Consider the following 16,159-nt stretch of genomic DNA (forward strand, 5'->3'; position numbering starts at 1 on the left):
GGTCGTGCGGATCGTCACCGCACGGGTCAGTTCACCCGGACGAGCGAGCGCTGCCACCCCGAAGAACCGTTCGGCGCGATCGGCGCACGCTCCTCGATCTGCAGGTCGCCGTTCTTGTTCACCGCGCGCACCGCGACGTAGTGCGTGCCGGGGGTCGCATCCCACTCCATGAACCACTGCACCCAGGTGTCGTCGTTGATCGGAGCCGACAGCGTCGCCGCAACCCAGTCGCCGTCGTCGATGCTCACCTCGACGCGTTCGATGCCCACCGACTGCGCCCAGGCGACCCCGGCGATCGGGATCTTCCCGGCATCGACAGCCTCGCCGATCTTGGGGGTGTCGACGCGGGAGGCGAACTTGATCGGGGCCTCGGCGCTGTAGCCGCGCGGCGTCCAGTAGGCCTCGTCGTCGGCGAAGGTGGTGACCTTGAGCTCGGTGAGCCACTTGGTCGCCGAGACGTAACCGTAGAGCCCCGGCACGACCATGCGCACCGGGAACCCGTGCTCGAGCGGCAGCGGCTCCCCGTTCATCGCCACCGCCAGGATCGCGTCGAGGTTGTCGTCGGTCAGCGCCGCGAGCGGTGTGCTCGCCGTGTAGCCGTCGACGCTGCGCGAGAGCACCATGTCGGCGCCGGACTTCACGCCCGCCTTCTTCAACACGTCTCGCAGCGGAACGCCGAGCCACTTCGCGTTGCCGACGAGCTCGCCGCCGACCTCGTTCGACACGCATGTGAGCGTGATCGCGTACTCGTCGAGCCCCATGTCGAGGATGTCCTGGAAGCTCATCTCCACCCGCTGGTCGACCATGCCGTCGATCACGAGACGCCAGGTCTCCGGGTCGATCGAGGGAACCGTCAGAGCGGTGTCGACACGGTAGAAGTCCTTGTTCGGGGTGAACAGCTTGCTGAGCCCCGGGATGTCGAGCTCCGCGCCCTGCGGGACCGGCACGGTGCTCTTCGGCGATGGCAGCTTGAGCGCACCGCGGATGGCTTCGACCGACGACACGGCCATGCTCACAGTGCGAGCGGTGATGCCGACGATCAGTGCTGATGCGCCGGCGACGGCGGCCAGGACGAAGAACCGGCGGCGGTCGAACCCGGGCCGGATCGTCTCGCCGTCGGACATCTCGACATCGGTCGCTGCGGTTTCGCTCTTCTCGTCCGCTCGGACGCCGACGAGGGATTCTCTCCACCCGCGCAGACGGCGGCAGAGGAGGACGAGGATGAACGAGCCGACGATCGTCCCGAGAACAGGCGGGAGGAAGGCGAGCGGCGCCACGGCGGCCCGGGTCACGATCGCCGCCGTCGAGAGAGCCCCCGCGATCACCAGTGCGATCACGCCGAGCGGCGGGCGCACCAGCTGCAGGATGCCGGCGATGGCCGAGGCGATGAGAACTGCCAGGCCGAGGCCGGCCAGCAGCGCGATCTTGTCGTACTCCCCGAAGGTGGCGATCGCGAACTCTTTGAAGGGCTGCGGCACGATGTCGATCACGAACCCGCCCACCGCGAAGATCGGGCTGGCCGCGCGCGCGAAGAGCAGGGCGAACACCTCCGCCGTCGCGAGGAAGACGCCGCCGCCGATCACCCCTGCGAGGGCGGCCCAGACGAAGAATCTCTTGCCACTGCTGCGCTGCGCCATGGTCGTCTCCCGTTCCACCGTCGCCGGTGCTCCCCCGTTGTTCGGAGCCGAGGCGCGATCGGATGTGAGGAGCTTCGGGAGACGCCCTCGCCGGTCAGAGGCGACGCACGGTGATGGCCTCGCGGCCCTGGGCCTGCCGCAGCGTGCGCATGCACCGCGAGCACAGGATCTCGACCCGGCGCGGATGGCCCTCGCCGCAGACGCAGTCGACCGTGACGCGCCACTTCGCCTTGCGTCCGCACGGCTGGTAGCCGTCGTCGTCGCCGTGGTCGCACTCGCAGATCTGCCGCCCGCGGTCGATGCCCGCGAGTTCGTCGATGCGCGCGAGCTCGTCGACATCGTGCTCGGCGTCGACAGCCACGGCTTCCTGAGTTCTCACCACTGACCGATGTTCCCAGGGCCGCGGTGCACGCGCAACACGGCTCGATGTCGCGCGAGCGTCTTGCTGCTGCGGGACGAGAGTTTCCTGGACTAGACCCCGACGACCCGCGGGTCGATCGGGGCGGTCGGCGCAGCAGGCGGGGCAGGAGGGGGCGGCGGGGCGAGCTGGCGCAGCGGAACGCCGTGCGCCTCGCGGTGCAGACGCTCCATCCGGCTGTCGAGCTCGGCGGCGGCATCCGCGGCATCCGACAGACTGTCGACGAGGTGAGAGGGCACCTGGTTCGAGAACTTGTAATAGATCTTGTGCTCGAGGCTCGCCCAGAAGTCCATCGCGATCGTGCGGAACTGCACCTCGACCGGCACCGACAGCGCACCGGTCGACAGGAACACGGGCACCTCGATGATCGCGTGCAGGCTCTTGTAGCCGTTGTCCTTCGGGTGCGCGATGTAGTCCTTGACCGTGCGCACGGTGATGTCGTCCTGCGCAGTGAGCAGGTCGAACAGACGGTACACGTCGGCGACGAAACTGCACGTCACGCGCACACCGGCGATGTCGGTGATCTCCGCACGGATGCGGTCGAAGTCGGGCTCGTCGATCCCCTTGCGGGCGATCTTCTCGACGATGCTGTCCGGCGACTTCAGCCGACTCTTCACGTGCTCGATCGGGTTGTACGCGTGGTCGTGCGTGAACTCGTCGCGCAGGATCGAGATCTTCGTCTCGACCTCCCGCATCCCGAACTCGTACTCGCGCAGGAACCGCTGCAGCTCGTCGCGCAGCTCGCGGGCCTGGTTGATCGTGTCTTCGGTGACGTGAACGGTCGTCATGCCATCGACGTTACGGCTCCGTGATCGGAAACCGCTGTGGATCCCCGATGTCCCTACGGTTCGCGAACGGGTGCCTGCGGTGGGCACCCCCGCGCTTCGGTCGCACTTTCTGCTGCCTCCCGCTCACCGGGGCGACAGGAAGTGCGACCGGAGGTAGGCGCGTGAGAACTTCCGTGTAGCTTTGCGCGTAAGGATTCCGTGAGGACAGCGCATCCCCCCGTAGGGATTCCGTGAGGATCGCGTGAGGATGCCATCAGGAGGCGTAGTGTCGCCGGACGTGTCAGACGAAAACAGGGAGAGCGCGGACGCACCGCCGCTCGCGAAGCGCATCCTCATCGGAGACCCGCTCACGAGCGCTCAGGTCGACGATCAGCTCCTCCCGAAGCGGATGGCGCTGCCGATCTTCGCGTCCGATGCGCTGAGCTCGGTGGCCTATGCCCCGCAGGAACTGGTGATGATCCTGCTGATCGGCGGGCTCACCTTCCTGTCGTTCACGCCGCTCGTGGCGAGCGCCGTCGTGGTGCTGCTGATCGTGGTCGTGCTCAGCTACCGGCAGCTCATCAAGGCCTACCCGTCTGGCGGTGGCGACTACGAGGTCGCGTCGAAGAACCTCGGCGAGATCCCCGGCGTGATCGTGGCCGCAGCCCTTCTCGTCGACTACGTGCTGACCGTGGCCGTGTCGGTCGCATCGGGTGTCGACAACATCATCTCGGCGGTGCCGGGGCTCGATCCGTTCCGCGTCGAGCTCGCGGTCGGCTTCGTGATCCTCATCATCATCGTGAACCTCCGTGGGGTGCGCGAGGCGTCGCTCGTGTTCGCGATCCCCACCTACGTTTTCATCGCCTCGGTCGGCGTCATGATCGTCACCGGCCTGATCCGCACGTTTCTCGGCGATGCGCCTGTTGCCTCGAGCGCCGACTTCTCGGTGCAGGCCGAGAGCCTCGGTCAGGCGGCCGTGATCCTGCTGATCCTGCGCGCATTCTCGAGCGGATGCTCCGCCCTCACCGGCGTCGAGGCCGTGTCGAACGGTGTGCCCGCCTTCCGGGCGCCGAAGGTGCGCAACGCCCAGTCGACCCTCGTACTGATGGGGTCGATCGCCGCCTGCCTGTTCGCGGGTCTCACAGCCCTCGCCCTGATCACCGGCGTGCACTACGCCGAGAATCCGTGCGACCTGATCGGCTTCGACTGCACGGCCCCGCAGCCCAGCCTGATGGCGCAGATCGCCGCAGCGACGTTCGGCGGCGGCAGCATCGCCTTCTTCATCGTGCAGGCCGCGACCGCCTGTGTGCTGCTGCTCGCCGCCAACACCGCGTTCAACGGGTTCCCGCTGCTGGGCGCTGTCCTCGCCCGCGACGGCTATGCCCCGAAGTCGCTCAACACCCGCGGCGACCGCCTCGTGTTCTCGAACGGCATGATTCTGCTCGGCATCGGCGCGATGATCGTGCTGGTGGTGTTCCAGGCGAAGCTGACGACGCTGATCCAGCTGTACATCATCGGCGTTTTCGTCTCGTTCTCGCTCGGGCAGATCGGCATGGTGAGGCACTGGCGGAAAGTGCTTCGCGGCCCTGCGGAAGACTCGGCCGGTTCCGGGATCGACGGAGCATCGGCATCCGATCGCCGCTCGGCGAAGGTCGGCCTCATCATCAACTCGGCCGGGGCGGTGATGACAGTCCTCGTGCTGCTGATCGTCACGATCACCAAGTTCACGCACGGCGCGTATCTGGTGTTCTTCGCGATCCCGATCCTCGCGTTCCTGATGCTGGGGGTGAAACGGTACTACCGCGACGTCGAGCATGAGATCGCGATCGACGACACCACGAAGTTCGGCGCGACCGGCGACCTCGCCATCGTGCTCGTCAACCGGCTGCAGAAGCCGGTCGTGAAGGCGATCGACTACGCGATCGCAGCCAAGCACGGCAAGACGCTGGCGGTGCACGTCGCTGTGGCCTCCGACGATGCGGCCGCACTGCAGAAGGACTGGGCCGACCACCTCGTGCCGATCCCGCTCGTGATCGTCGAGTCGCCGTACCGCTCGTTCGCGCAGCCGGTGTCGCAGTTCATCAAGCAGTACCGCGAGAAGCACGGCTCGTCGGTGGTGACCGTGTACCTCCCGCAGTACATCGTGGGGCACTGGTGGGAGTCGTTCCTGCACAACCGCCGCGCCCGTCGCCTGGCCAATCAGCTCATGCTCGTGCACGGAGTGTCGATCACGCTCGTGCCGTGGCTGCTCGACTCGTCGGAGCTCATCTACGGCCGTCGCTCCCGTCCGCTGCCCGGCCAGGAGCGTGCGGGTCGTCCCGTGGTCGTCAACGGCCGTCGGGCACATCGGCCGGCCGGACCGCCTCAGGACGGCGCACCCGGGGCCTGAGACTGCTTCGACCCGGCCCATCGTCCTTCCGGTCGCACTTCCTGTCGCCCTTCGCGGCTCGCGAGCGGCAGGAAATGCGACCGGAGCGGGTTCTCGCGCACGAACCTCCGTGAACTCATCGGCCCGGATCGAGCAATACAGGGTGTGAGCAACCTCGACGACGCGATCTTCCACCCGGCCCTCGACCCGGCATCCGTTTCGCTGCCGCCGACCGTCCAGGTGGATCTCACCTGGCTCTGGGCCGATCTCGGAGCGAAGCCCGAGCAACGCTGAGCGCCCGTCAGACTCCGTCGAGCACGCCGCCCAGGATGCCGGCGGCCTCGGCGAAACGCGCAGGGTCGGCGTTCGCGTAGTTGAGGCGCACGTACGAACCGGAGGGTTCGGCGGGGAACCACTCGTGCCCCGGTGCGATGATGACCCCGCGCACCTCGCACTCTCGCACGACCTGCACGACATCCATCCCCTCGGGCAGTCGCACCCACAGGTTGAGGCCGCCGACCGGGACTCCCTCGACGTGCGCGGAGGGGGCGTGCGCGGCCAGACTCGAGATCAACAGGTCTCGGCGCACACGCAGGTGCTCGCGGAATCCGCGCAGGTGTGTGCGCCAGGCGGGCTGGGTGACCACGTCGAGCGCGGCCGCCTGCAGCAGCCCGCTCACGTACATGGACTCGGCCGCGCGGTCGGCGAGGATGCGATCCCGCGCCGGGCCACGGGCGATCACGGCCGCGACGCGCAGGGCGGGCGAGGCGCTCTTGGTGAGCGAGCGCAGGTAGACCACGTGGCCGTCGTCATCGGCCGCGGCGATCGGACGCGGGTCGGCGTCGATCCCCAGGTCGTGCGCCCAGTCGTCCTCGATCAGGAAAGCCCCGTGACGGCGGACCGTTTCGAGCACGGCCTCCCCCGTCGAAACGGGCCACTGCGCCCCGGTCGGGTTGGCGAACGTCGGCTGCGCGTAGAACGCCCGAGCCCCGGTCTGCGCGAACGCCCGCTCGACGTCGTCCGGATCGGGACCGTGCGGACCGGACGGGATCGGCACCAGGACCACACCGGCCTGTGCGGCAGCGAGCATCGCGCCCCAGTATGTCGGCGACTCGATCAGCAGCGGTTGTCCGACGCCCACGACCGCCCGGAAGATCGAGCTCAGCCCGCTCTGGCTGCCCGAGATGATGAGGGCGTCCCTGGCCGAGGCCGGGGTGATGCCGGCGGGAGCGGCGGATGCGAGCTCGCCGGCGAACCAGGCCTGCAGCTCGGGGATGCCGGCCGCCGGGGAACGGGTCAGCGCCGCATCCGACCGGGCGGCACGCACGAGCGCCTGTCGCACGAGCCGTTGCGGCAGCAGGTCGACCGCGGGGTAGCCCGAGTGCAATCCGATCGCATCGGGGGCGACCGTGCGCTGCGTCGACGACAGGCTGATGAGCCCCGTGGGTGCTGTGCCGAGGGCCGCCGTCTGCCAGCCGTAGTCGACCGAGCGGGCACTGGGCACGGCACGCACGAACGTCCCTGCACCGGGACGCGACTCGACCAGCCCGAGCCGCACGAGCTGCTGCATCGCCTTCTGCACCGTCACCGGGCTCGCCCCGTATTCCGCCATGAGCGCCCGGTTCGACGGGACGCGTGCACCCGGGGATGCGGAGGTGATCCACGCACGCACTCCGGCGACGATCCGGTCACTGCTACCCTGACTCATGAAAGTAGACAGTAGCGTTATCGCGCCACGATCGACAGTGCTATCGACGCATGCGGGCCTCTGGTGGGGGCTTCTCGGCGTCTTCGCCTTCTCCTTCACCCTCCCGTTCACGCGCATCGCGATCGGCGGGCTCTCGCCGCTCTTCATCGGATCCGGCCGAGCGGTCGTGGCCGCCCTCCTCGCCGGGATCGCCCTGGCAGCGACTCGTCAGCGGCCGCCGACCAGGGCCCAATGGGCACGCCTCGCGATCGTCGCCGGTGGGGTCGTGGCCGGCTTCCCGCTGCTGACCTCGTTCGCGATGACCACGACACCCGCCAGCCACGGGGCCGTCGTGATCGGCCTGCTTCCCGCGGCGACCGCGGTCGCGGTGGTGCTCCGCACACGCGAGCGCCCCGCCCTCACCTTCTGGATCTTCGCGCTTCTCGGCGCCGCCGCGGCCGTGTTGTTCGCGGCGCTGCAGAACGGCGGGCTCGGCTCCCTCTCCGGCGGCGACCTGCTGCTGTTCGGTGCCGTCGTCGCTGCGGCGATCGGGTATGCGGAGGGCGGCCTGCTCGCTCGCGAGCTCGGCGCCTGGCAGACCATCTCCTGGGCGCTGATCGTCGCCGCTCCGTTGATGGCGGTGCTGACCGTCGTGTCGGCGATCCAGCAGCCGCCCGCAGCGACCCCCGTGCAGTGGCTCGCGTTCGCCTACCTCGCCGCCGTGAGCATGTTCCTCGGCTTCTTCGCCTGGTACCGCGGTCTCGCGATCGGTCCGATGGCGCAGGTCAGCCAGATCCAGCTCGTCCAACCCGTGATGAGCATCGCGTGGGCCTCGATCCTGCTGCACGAGCCGATCGACTGGGCCACCGCGGTGGGCGGGTTCGCCGTGATCGCCTGCGCCGCACTCGCGGTGCGCACCCGCCTGATCGACCGCCGACCGACCACGCGCAGAACAGAGGACTCCTGATGCGTCACACACCGCGCTACCTGATGACCGACCCCGACGAGGTCAAGCGCCTCATTCGCGGCAACCCGTGGGCGACTTTCGTCTCCCCCGCGAGCGGTGGCCTCGTCGCCTCTCACTACCCCGCGCTGCTGGTGGAAGACGAGGACGACATCGTGATCGCCAGCCACTTCGGACGGCCGGACGATCAGCTCCACGAACTCGGTCGACACGAGGTGCTGGTCATCATCCAGGGCCCGCACGACTACGTGTCGCCGAGCCTGTATGCGCCCGGCGACCTGGTGCCGACGTGGAACCACGTCACCGCGCACCTGTACGGCATCCCCGAGATCCTCAGCGAGGAGGAGAACTACGCCATGCTCACCCGGCTGACCGACCACTTCGAGAACCACCAGCCGCACGGCCGGCATCTGTCGGAGGACGAGGAAGGCACTCGCCGCGCCGCCAAGGGCACCGTCGGCCTGCGCCTGCGCGTCACCCGCTTCGACGCCCGCGCCAAGCTCAGCCAGAACAAGTCTGCCGAGGTGCGCGCGAACATCACAGCGCGGTTCACGGAGACGAACACCGCCCTCGCGACCGAGATGCGCCGGGTCGGCGGGGAAGCCTCCGGATCGGTGTCGACGGACGAACGCAGGGTGGAGCGATGACCGACACGCGAACCCCGGCGCCGTGGCCGGCAAGGACACCTCGGCTGCAGGTGCGCCCGAGCACTTCCGCCGACATCGATGCGATGTGGGAGTGGCGTCGACTCTCCGAAGTCAACCGGTGGCTCGGGGCCGCGCCCGACACACTGGCGGCATTCCGGGAGCGGTATCTCGACCCCGAACGACTCGCGTGCCTGTACGTGGTCGAGCTGCTGGCCGAAGACGAGGCAGCGGCCCCGACCCCGATCGGCGACATCATGGTGCGGCGCGGCGACGGGTGGGCGCAGCTCGAGGTCGAAGCCGACGCGAAGGGAGTCGAGGCCGAGCTCGGCTGGGTGCTCGACCCCGCATACACCGGGCACGGCTACGCGACCGAAGCGATCCGCGCCGTGATCGACGTGTGCTTCGGACCGCTGGGCTTGCGGCGGGTGCATGCCGGATGCTTCGCCGACAACGAGCCGTCCTGGCGCCTCATGGAACGACTCGGGATGCGCCGCGAGGAGTTCAGCCGCAAGACGACACTGCACCGCTCGGGCGAATGGCTCGACGGAATGCACTACGGCCTGCTCGCCGAGGAGTGGCCGACCGCAGACTGACCGTGGCCCGCGCGGTCTCACCGGTGGGGTGAGCCCGCGCGGACGGGCGTCTTAGATGCACGTCCAGCAGTAGAGGCGGTGATCGGATGCCGCGGCACGGCGTGCGAGGGCGGCGAGGTCGCGCGCGAACGCGGCCAACTGGGCCGGATCGGCCCCCTCGAGCTCTTCGGTCTGCGACCACGGCTCCGCGACCTCCGCCAGACGAGCGTCGTCGGCTGCAGCGAGGGCTGTAGCCAACGCATCCGTCACGGTGATGACGATCCGGTCGTAGTCCTCGCTCATCGCGAGGTTGTGGCCGGCACGCGCGTCGTCGGTCACGTCGTCGTAGGGCGTGCCCGTCAGCAGTGCCTCGAGGGTGCCGAGCTGCACTACCGGGTCGATGCCGCCGAGAGTACCGGCGTCGAAACCGGAGTCCGCCGAGGTCGGCCCGCCCTCCACCTCGAGGACCTGCACGGCCTGCTCGTCGTTCGGCGCGGAGAAGTAGTCGTAGAGAACACCCATGACCGACATCCTGTCAGCCCCCGCCGACGCCGGCATGTCGTGACACAAGTCATTGCCGGGGGTGACGCGGCGACACTTCCGAGGAATGCGCGGTTCGGATGGACTGGACATCAGATGCGGAATCCCGAATCCGCGATCGAGAAAGAGAACCATGCGCAAGCCCTGGAAAGTCGTCCTCACCACCCTCGGAGTCATCGTGGCGGTGCCCGTTCTCGCCGTCGCCACGACCGCGATCGTGAACGTGATCGCGACGAAGGTCGAAGCATCCGTCTTCACCCCCTACGGCGAGACCGTGTCTGTCGACGGCAAGAACATGAACGTCGTCGTGGCCGGCGAGGGAGACCAGACCATCGTGCTGCTGCCCGGCCTCGGCACGGCCGCGCCCGCACTCGACTTCCAGCCGCTGATCGCCGAGCTGCAGGATACGTACCGGGTCGTCGCGGTGGAGCCCTTCGGCACCGGGCTCAGCGACCAGACCGATGTCGCCCGCACCGCCGACAACATCACCAGCGAGGTGCACGAGGCACTGCAGGACCTCGGCATCGACCGGTACGTGCTGATGGGACACTCGATCTCCGGCATCTACGCGCTGACCTACACCGCCGCCTACCCCGACGAGGTCACCGCCTTCGTGGGCATCGACAGCAGCGTGCCCGACCAGCCGGGGTGGGACGACCCGATCCCGACCTCGACCATCAGTACGCTCTCGACCCTGGGTCTGACCCGCGTGCTGAGCGGGATCGCCGCCGACCCCTACGAGGGACTGCCGTACGACGACGCGACCAAGGATCAGATGCAGGTGCTCACCGCCAGAAACGCGGCAGCTCCCACCCTGCTCGACGAGATGGACCATGCCCCGTCGAACTTCGCCGCGGTCACTGGGACGACGTTCCCCGCAGACCTTCCCGTGCTGCTGTTCGTGGCGGATGAGGATGCCGAGGTTCCCGGCTGGCTGGAGCTGCACGAAGCCCAGGCCGCGAGCGTCACCCGTGGCGAGGTCGTCAGGATCGACGGAGCCCACTACCTCCACCACACGCGGTCGCCCGAGCTGGCTGCTCAGACACGGACGTTCCTGGACTCGCTCGGGGCCGACTGACAGTCGGGCACTTCCGGTTCCGGTCGCAGTTCCTGCCGCGGTTCGCGCCTCGCGGGCGGCAGGAACCGCGACCGGAACGGCTGACGCTAGCCCGAGACGAGCATCAGGACGAACACGGCCGCGAGCACGGTCGGCACCGCGGCCACCACACCCCAGAGCATGAAGCGGCTCCAGCGGATGGTGACGCCCAGCGCGACGATCCGGTGATGCCACAGCAGGGTCGCCAGCGATGCCCACGGCGTGATGAGCGGGCCGATGTTCACGCCGATCAGCAGGGCCATCAGCGCGACCGGATCGCCGGCGGCGGGCTCGAGCACCAGGTAGGCCGGGAGGTTGTTGATCGCATTGGCGCTCACGGCCCCGAGCGCAGCCAGTCGGAACAGGTCGCCGGGAGAGTCGCCGTTCGCGGTCGGCGAGGTCAGGAAGTCGAGGAGTCCCTGCGCGTGCGCGGCCTCGACCAGCACGAACAGCGACGCGGCGAGCGCGAGCGCCTGCCACGGCACGAGTGAGAGCCGCAGCGCCCGCCGCCGCCGGACGGCGAAGAGTCCGATCAGCGCGAGCGCGGCGACCGTGGCCGGAATCCACACGTCGTGGGTGAGCGCGAGCAGCGGCATCAGCACGAGGAGGATACCGGTGGCACTCCAGAACAGCATCGGGTCGGCGGGCCGGCGCGGTGCCGGGGTCTCGTACTTGCCGAAGACCGTGCGCCGGTGCATGACCGTGAGGATCGCGACGGGCACGAGGATGCCGACGAGCGTGGGCGCCCAGCTCAGCGCGATGAACGCCGCAGGGCCGTCGCCGATCGCGGGGGCTGCGAGCAGGTTGGTGAGGTTCGAGACCGGGAGCGCGAGGGATGCCGTGTTGGCGAGCCATACGGTGGCCAGGGCGAACGGCAGGGGTGAGACGCCGATGCTCTGCGCGAGCACGACCACGACCGGGGTGACGATCACGGCGGTCGTGTCGAGCGAGAGGAACACGGTGCTCACGACGGCGAGCGCCACGACCAGCGCCCACAGCGCCAGCACCCGCCCTCGGCCCCAGCGGGCGAGCCGCTGCGAGACGACGTCGAACACTGCCGCGTCGCGGGCGAGCTCGGCGACGATGGTGATCGCGACGACGAACCCCAGAACAGGCGCGATCCGCTCGCCGAGGGCCCCGGCATCGGAGCGCGGCAGGAACCCGGTGGCCACGCACACGAGCGCGACGGCCACGAGCCCGGCGACGACACCCGTCCCGGCCCTGATCCGCATCCTTCTGATTCCCACCTCGCGAGCATAGGGCCGCCGCAGGCCGTTCCGGTCGCACTTGCTGCCGCCCGGGGAGCGTCGGAGGCGGCAGCAAGTGCGACCGGAACGAGAGTGGGCGGGAGCGGCGGGGACACGGATGCCGTGAGCAACCCGCATGCATCGGCTTCGGGGGCGTAGGGGAAGCGTGAGGATGGCGGCCGCGGACCCCGTGCGGGAGTTGTATCGGATCCGTGCTCGACATCATCTACATCGCGCTGACTCTCGCGCTGTTCGCCCTCGTATCCCTGGTGGCCAAGGGGGTGGAGCGGCTGTGATCGTCTTCGAGATCCTCGCCGCCGCCCTTGCGGTCGCCGCCGTCGTCTACCTCGTGGTCGCGCTCGTCGCACCGGAGAGGTTCTGATGGACGCGTCTGTCTGGTTCGGCATCCTGCAGCTCACGGCCGTCGTGGTCGTGCTCGTGCTCCTCTACCGCCCCCTCGGCGACTACTTCGCCCACGTCTTCACCTCGGCACGCGACCTGCGGGTCGAGCGCGGCATCTACCGGCTCATCGGGGTCGACTCCTCGTCCGAGCAGACCTGGCGTGCCTATGCCCGCAGCGTGCTGGCGTTCTCGGTCGTCGGAGTGCTTCTCGTCTACGGCCTGCAACGGCTCCAGGCATTCCTCCCCCAGTCGCTCGGACTCCCGGCCGTGCCCGAGGGCCTCTCCTTCAACACCGCCGCCTCGTTCGTGGCGAACACCAACTGGCAGTCGTACTCCCCCGAGCAGACCATGGGCTACACCGTGCAGCTCGCGGGCCTCACGGTGCAGAACTTCGCCTCGGCGGCCGTCGGTCTCACCATCGCGATCGCACTGATCCGCGGTCTCGCCCGTCGCGGCTCCACCACGATCGGCAACTTCTGGGTCGACCTGATCCGCGGTCTCGGCCGCATCCTCCTCCCGATCGCCCTGATCGGCGCGGTGGCGCTGCTCGCCGGCGGTGTGATCCAGAACTTCGCTGGCTTCACCGACGTCACCACGGTGTCGGGCGCTACGCAGACGATCCCAGGGGGACCTGTCGCCTCGCAGGAGGCCATCAAGCTCCTCGGCACGAACGGCGGCGGCTTCTTCAACGCCAACTCCTCCCACCCGTTCGAGAACCCGACCGGTTTCACGAACCTGCTGCAGGTGCTGCTGATCCTCGTGATCCCGTTCTCCCTCCCCCGCACGTTCGGCCGGATGGTGGGCGACCACCGCCAGGGCTACGCGATCGCCGCCGTCATGGGCACGATCTTCCTCGTCTCGACGTTCGCGCTCTCGGCACTCGAACTCGCCGGGCGCGGTACAGCCCCCGAGCTCGCCGGAGCCGCGATGGAGGGCAAGGAGGTGCGCTTCGACATCCTGGGCTCCACCCTGTTCGGCAGCGCCAGCACCCTCACCTCGACCGGTGCCGTCAACTCGATGCACGACTCGTACACGGCGCTGGGCGGCATGATGCCGATGCTGAACATGATGCTCGGCGAGGTCGCCCCCGGCGGCGTCGGCTCGGGCCTCTACGGCATGCTCGTGCTCGCGATCATCGCCGTGTTCGTCGGCGGACTGCTCGTCGGACGCACCCCGGAGTACCTCGGCAAGCGGATCGGCCCGCGGGAGATCAAGCTCGCGAGCCTGTACATCCTGGTGGTCCCCGGTCTCGTCCTTGGCGGTACCGCCATGAGCTTCGCGATCCCCGGCATCCGGGAAGACGTGGAGTCCACCAGCATCCTGAACCCGGGTGTGCACGGTATGAGCGAGGTGCTCTACGCCTTCACCTCGGCCGCGAACAACAACGGCTCCGCCTTCGCCGGTCTCACCGCGAACACCCCGTGGTTCAACACCGCGCTCGGTATCGCGATGCTGCTCGGACGGTTCCTGCCGATCGTGCTCGTGCTGGCGCTGGCCGGATCGTTCGCGGCTCAGCAGCACGTGCCGGCGACCTCGGGAACGCTGCCGACGCACCGGCCGCAGTTCGTCGGTCTCCTCCTCGCCGTGACCGTCATCGTCACCGCGCTCACCTACTTCCCCGTGCTCGCACTGGGACCCCTCGCTGAAGGACTCGTCTGACCATGACACTCATCACCACCCCCTCCGAACAGCAGGATGCTCCGGCATCCACCCCCGCAGAACCCCCGCGCTCCTTCGGCTGGTCGCAGCTCGTGCAGGCCCTCCCCGGAGCCCTGCGCAAGCTGAACCCCGCGTCTCTGCTGCGCAACCCCGTCATGCTGCTGGTCTGGGTCGGCGCCGCGTTCACGACCGTGCTCGCGATCGCCGAACCGTTCCTCGGCGGCCCGGCCGACTCGGGTGGCACCCCGGTCCCCGCCCCATTCACCTGGGGCATCGCGATCTGGCTGTGGCTGACCGTGCTGTTCGCGAACGTCGCAGAGTCGGTCGCCGAGGGCCGCGGCAAGGCCCAGGCCGCGAGTCTGCGCAAGACCCGCACCAGCACCATGGCCCGTCGCGTGGTCGGCTACGAGCCGTCGACGGATGCTGCCGCGGAGCACGCCGCGACCGCCCAGGTCTCCTCCGCCGAACTGCAGCGCGACGACATCGTGATCGTGACCGCGGGCGAGTTGATCCCCGGCGACGGCGACATCATCGCCGGCATCGCGACCGTCGACGAGTCGGCCATCACGGGCGAGAGCGCTCCGGTGATCCGCGAGTCCGGCGGCGACCGCAGTGCCGTCACCGGTGGCACCCGCGTGCTGTCCGACCGGATCGTGGTGCGCATCACCTCGAAGCCGGGCGAGACGTTCGTCGACCGCATGATCGCGCTCGTCGAGGGCGCGAGCCGGCAGCGCACCCCCAACGAGATCGCGCTGAACATCCTGCTCGCGAGCCTGTCGATCATCTTCGTGGTCGTGGTGCTCGCGCTGAACCCGATCGCCTCCTACGCGGCATCACCCGTCAGCATCCCGGTGCTCATCGCCCTGCTGGTCTGCCTGATCCCGACCACGATCGGGGCGCTGCTCTCGGCCATCGGCATCGCGGGCATGGACCGGCTCGTGCAGCGCAACGTGCTCGCGATGTCGGGGCGTGCGGTCGAAGCCGCCGGAGATGTCACCACGCTGCTGCTCGACAAGACCGGCACCATCACCTACGGCAACCGCCGCGCGCATGAGGTGCTCGCCCTTCCGGGGGTCAACGGCGAGGAGCTGCTTCGCGTCGCAGCGCTGTCGTCGCTCGCCGACCCCACTCCGGAGGGCGCCTCGATCGTCGAACTCGCCGCCGTACACGACATCCACGTGACCGCGCCGGATGACGCGGTGGTCGTGCCATTCACGGCGCAGACGCGCATGTCGGGGCTCGATCTGGCCGACGGCACGCAGATCCGCAAGGGTGCGGGCTCCGCGGTGCGGGCCTGGCTCGGATTCGACGGCGACGACCTCGAGCTCACGAGCCGCACCGACTCCGTCGCCGAGAGCGGCGGAACCCCGCTCGTGGTCGCGGTGAAGACGCCCGGTGCCGACGGCCGCGTCCTCGGAGTCGTGCACCTCAAGGACATCGTCAAGGACGGTCTGCGCGAGCGCTTCGAAGAGCTGCGGGCCATGGGCATCCGCACGGTCATGATCACGGGCGACAACCCGCTCACGGCCAAGGCGATCGCCGCCGAAGCCGGGGTCGACGACTTCCTCGCCGAGGCGACGCCCGAGGACAAGCTCGAGCTCATCCGACGCGAGCAGGAGGGTGGGCGCCTGGTCGCGATGACCGGCGACGGCACGAACGACGCCCCGGCGCTGGCGCAGGCCGATGTCGGAGTGGCGATGAACACCGGCACCTCGGCCGCGAAGGAGGCCGGCAACATGGTCGACCTCGACTCCGATCCGACCAAGCTGATCGACATCGTGCGCATCGGCAAGCAGCTGCTCATCACCCGCGGAGCGCTCACCACGTTCTCGCTCGCGAACGACATCGCGAAGTACTTCGCCATCATCCCGGCGATGTTCATGGGCGTCTTCCCCGGACTCGCGGCGCTCAACATCATGCAGCTGCACTCGCCGGCGTCCGCCGTCACCAGCGCGATCATCTTCAACGCGATCGTGATCGTCTTCCTGATCCCACTGGCACTGCGAGGGGTGAAGTACCGCCCGGCGAGCGCCTCGCAGATCCTGCAGCGCAACCTGCTCGTCTACGGCCTCGGCGGCGTGATCGCCCCGTTCATCGGCATCAAGATCATCGACCTCGTCGTCAGCCTCATCCCGGGCTTCTGACCCGGCTCTGA

The 16,159-nt window shown here is 68.9% G+C and carries 15 protein-coding genes; 9 read left to right on the forward strand and 6 right to left on the reverse strand.

Annotated elements, in window-relative coordinates; genetic code table 11:
• Positions 1-26: 26 nt before the first annotated feature.
• The 3 genes from CQ040_RS10000 to CQ040_RS10010 form a co-directional block, all read right to left on the reverse strand.
• A complete protein-coding gene (locus CQ040_RS10000) occupies positions 27-1,637 on the reverse strand; it encodes a molybdopterin-dependent oxidoreductase (RefSeq protein ID WP_105527216.1) in 1,611 nt (536 codons plus the stop codon).
• A gap of 94 nt (positions 1,638-1,731) precedes the next feature.
• On the reverse strand, positions 1,732-2,019 hold the full coding sequence (locus CQ040_RS10005) for a hypothetical protein (protein WP_146113902.1): 288 nt from the start codon (positions 2,017-2,019) through the stop codon (positions 1,732-1,734).
• An 89-nt stretch (positions 2,020-2,108) separates the two neighbouring features.
• Positions 2,109-2,843, reverse strand: a complete 735-nt coding sequence (locus CQ040_RS10010; protein ID WP_105527218.1) for a GTP pyrophosphokinase family protein — start codon at positions 2,841-2,843, stop codon at positions 2,109-2,111.
• A gap of 247 nt (positions 2,844-3,090) precedes the next feature.
• On the opposite strand from CQ040_RS10010, the gene CQ040_RS10015 reads away from it, so the two are divergent.
• A complete protein-coding gene (locus CQ040_RS10015) occupies positions 3,091-5,211 on the forward strand; it encodes an APC family permease (protein WP_258131469.1) in 2,121 nt (706 codons plus the stop codon).
• A gap of 144 nt (positions 5,212-5,355) precedes the next feature.
• Complete coding sequence (locus CQ040_RS20985; protein WP_258131468.1) at positions 5,356-5,484, forward strand: hypothetical protein; 129 nt, start codon at positions 5,356-5,358, stop codon at positions 5,482-5,484.
• A 7-nt stretch (positions 5,485-5,491) separates the two neighbouring features.
• On the opposite strand, the gene CQ040_RS10020 is transcribed toward CQ040_RS20985, so the two are convergent.
• A complete protein-coding gene (locus CQ040_RS10020; RefSeq protein WP_105527220.1) occupies positions 5,492-6,898 on the reverse strand; it encodes a PLP-dependent aminotransferase family protein in 1,407 nt (468 codons plus the stop codon).
• Here CQ040_RS10020 and CQ040_RS10025 point away from each other — a divergent pair.
• Genes CQ040_RS10025 through CQ040_RS10035 form a run of 3 tightly spaced genes read left to right on the forward strand, consistent with a single transcriptional unit; the run spans position 6,897 to position 9,081 of the window.
• Complete coding sequence (locus tag CQ040_RS10025; RefSeq protein ID WP_105527221.1) at positions 6,897-7,844, forward strand: DMT family transporter; 948 nt, start codon at positions 6,897-6,899, stop codon at positions 7,842-7,844. The genes CQ040_RS10020 and CQ040_RS10025 overlap by 2 nt on opposite strands.
• Positions 7,844-8,488, forward strand: coding sequence for an FMN-binding negative transcriptional regulator (locus tag CQ040_RS10030; RefSeq protein WP_105527222.1), 645 nt, complete (start codon positions 7,844-7,846; stop codon positions 8,486-8,488). The genes CQ040_RS10025 and CQ040_RS10030 overlap by 1 nt, the downstream gene beginning before the upstream one ends.
• Positions 8,485-9,081 (forward strand): GNAT family N-acetyltransferase, encoded by a 597-nt coding sequence (locus CQ040_RS10035; RefSeq protein WP_105527223.1) that lies wholly within the window; start codon positions 8,485-8,487, stop codon positions 9,079-9,081. Before CQ040_RS10030 ends, CQ040_RS10035 begins: the two co-directional genes overlap by 4 nt.
• A 51-nt stretch (positions 9,082-9,132) precedes the next feature.
• On the opposite strand, the gene CQ040_RS10040 is transcribed toward CQ040_RS10035, so the two are convergent.
• Positions 9,133-9,582 carry a hypothetical protein gene (locus CQ040_RS10040; protein WP_105527224.1) on the reverse strand — a complete coding sequence of 150 codons (450 nt, stop codon included), beginning with the start codon at positions 9,580-9,582 and terminating at the stop codon, positions 9,133-9,135.
• 151 nt (positions 9,583-9,733) lie between these two features.
• On the opposite strand from CQ040_RS10040, the gene CQ040_RS10045 reads away from it, so the two are divergent.
• On the forward strand, positions 9,734-10,678 hold the full coding sequence (locus tag CQ040_RS10045) for an alpha/beta fold hydrolase (protein ID WP_105527225.1): 945 nt from the start codon (positions 9,734-9,736) through the stop codon (positions 10,676-10,678).
• Between the two features lie 86 nt (positions 10,679-10,764).
• Here CQ040_RS10045 and CQ040_RS10050 read toward each other — a convergent pair whose 3' ends face one another.
• On the reverse strand, positions 10,765-11,928 hold the full coding sequence (locus CQ040_RS10050) for an SLC13 family permease (protein WP_105527226.1): 1,164 nt from the start codon (positions 11,926-11,928) through the stop codon (positions 10,765-10,767).
• Positions 11,929-12,235: 307 nt separating this feature from the next.
• Here CQ040_RS10050 and CQ040_RS10055 point away from each other — a divergent pair, with 307 nt between their 5' ends.
• Genes CQ040_RS10055 through kdpB form a run of 3 tightly spaced genes read left to right on the forward strand, consistent with a single transcriptional unit; the run spans position 12,236 to position 16,148 of the window.
• Positions 12,236-12,325 carry a potassium-transporting ATPase subunit F gene (locus CQ040_RS10055; RefSeq protein ID WP_017201862.1) on the forward strand — a complete coding sequence of 30 codons (90 nt, stop codon included), beginning with the start codon at positions 12,236-12,238 and terminating at the stop codon, positions 12,323-12,325.
• Complete coding sequence (gene kdpA, locus CQ040_RS10060; protein ID WP_105527227.1) at positions 12,325-14,004, forward strand: potassium-transporting ATPase subunit KdpA; 1,680 nt, start codon at positions 12,325-12,327, stop codon at positions 14,002-14,004. Before CQ040_RS10055 ends, kdpA begins: the two co-directional genes overlap by 1 nt.
• Before the next feature lie 2 nt (positions 14,005-14,006).
• Positions 14,007-16,148, forward strand: coding sequence for a potassium-transporting ATPase subunit KdpB (kdpB, locus tag CQ040_RS10065; RefSeq protein ID WP_105527228.1), 2,142 nt, complete (start codon positions 14,007-14,009; stop codon positions 16,146-16,148).
• Positions 16,149-16,159 lie beyond the last annotated feature (11 nt).

The sequence above is a fragment of the Microbacterium sp. MYb54 genome (genome assembly GCF_002979515.1).
Taxonomy (GTDB): Bacteria; Actinomycetota; Actinomycetes; order Actinomycetales; family Microbacteriaceae; genus Microbacterium.

Excerpts from the sequence above, each read along its gene's own strand:
- CQ040_RS10015 (WP_258131469.1), top strand. The coding sequence starts at position 3,091 with ATGCCATCAGGAGGCGTAGTGTCGCCGGACGTGTCAGACGAAAACAGG.
- CQ040_RS10050 (WP_105527226.1), bottom strand. The coding sequence starts at position 11,928 with ATGCGGATCAGGGCCGGGACGGGTGTCGTCGCCGGGCTCGTGGCCGTC.
- CQ040_RS10045 (WP_105527225.1), top strand. The coding sequence starts at position 9,734 with ATGCGCAAGCCCTGGAAAGTCGTCCTCACCACCCTCGGAGTCATCGTG.
- CQ040_RS10000 (WP_105527216.1), bottom strand. The coding sequence starts at position 1,637 with ATGGCGCAGCGCAGCAGTGGCAAGAGATTCTTCGTCTGGGCCGCCCTC.
- CQ040_RS10020 (WP_105527220.1), bottom strand. The coding sequence starts at position 6,898 with ATGAGTCAGGGTAGCAGTGACCGGATCGTCGCCGGAGTGCGTGCGTGG.
- CQ040_RS10025 (WP_105527221.1), top strand. The coding sequence starts at position 6,897 with ATGAAAGTAGACAGTAGCGTTATCGCGCCACGATCGACAGTGCTATCG.
- CQ040_RS10030 (WP_105527222.1), top strand. The coding sequence starts at position 7,844 with ATGCGTCACACACCGCGCTACCTGATGACCGACCCCGACGAGGTCAAG.
- CQ040_RS10040 (WP_105527224.1), bottom strand. The coding sequence starts at position 9,582 with ATGGGTGTTCTCTACGACTACTTCTCCGCGCCGAACGACGAGCAGGCC.
- kdpA (WP_105527227.1), top strand. The coding sequence starts at position 12,325 with ATGGACGCGTCTGTCTGGTTCGGCATCCTGCAGCTCACGGCCGTCGTG.
- CQ040_RS10010 (WP_105527218.1), bottom strand. The coding sequence starts at position 2,843 with ATGACGACCGTTCACGTCACCGAAGACACGATCAACCAGGCCCGCGAG.
- CQ040_RS10035 (WP_105527223.1), top strand. The coding sequence starts at position 8,485 with ATGACCGACACGCGAACCCCGGCGCCGTGGCCGGCAAGGACACCTCGG.
- kdpB (WP_105527228.1), top strand. The coding sequence starts at position 14,007 with ATGACACTCATCACCACCCCCTCCGAACAGCAGGATGCTCCGGCATCC.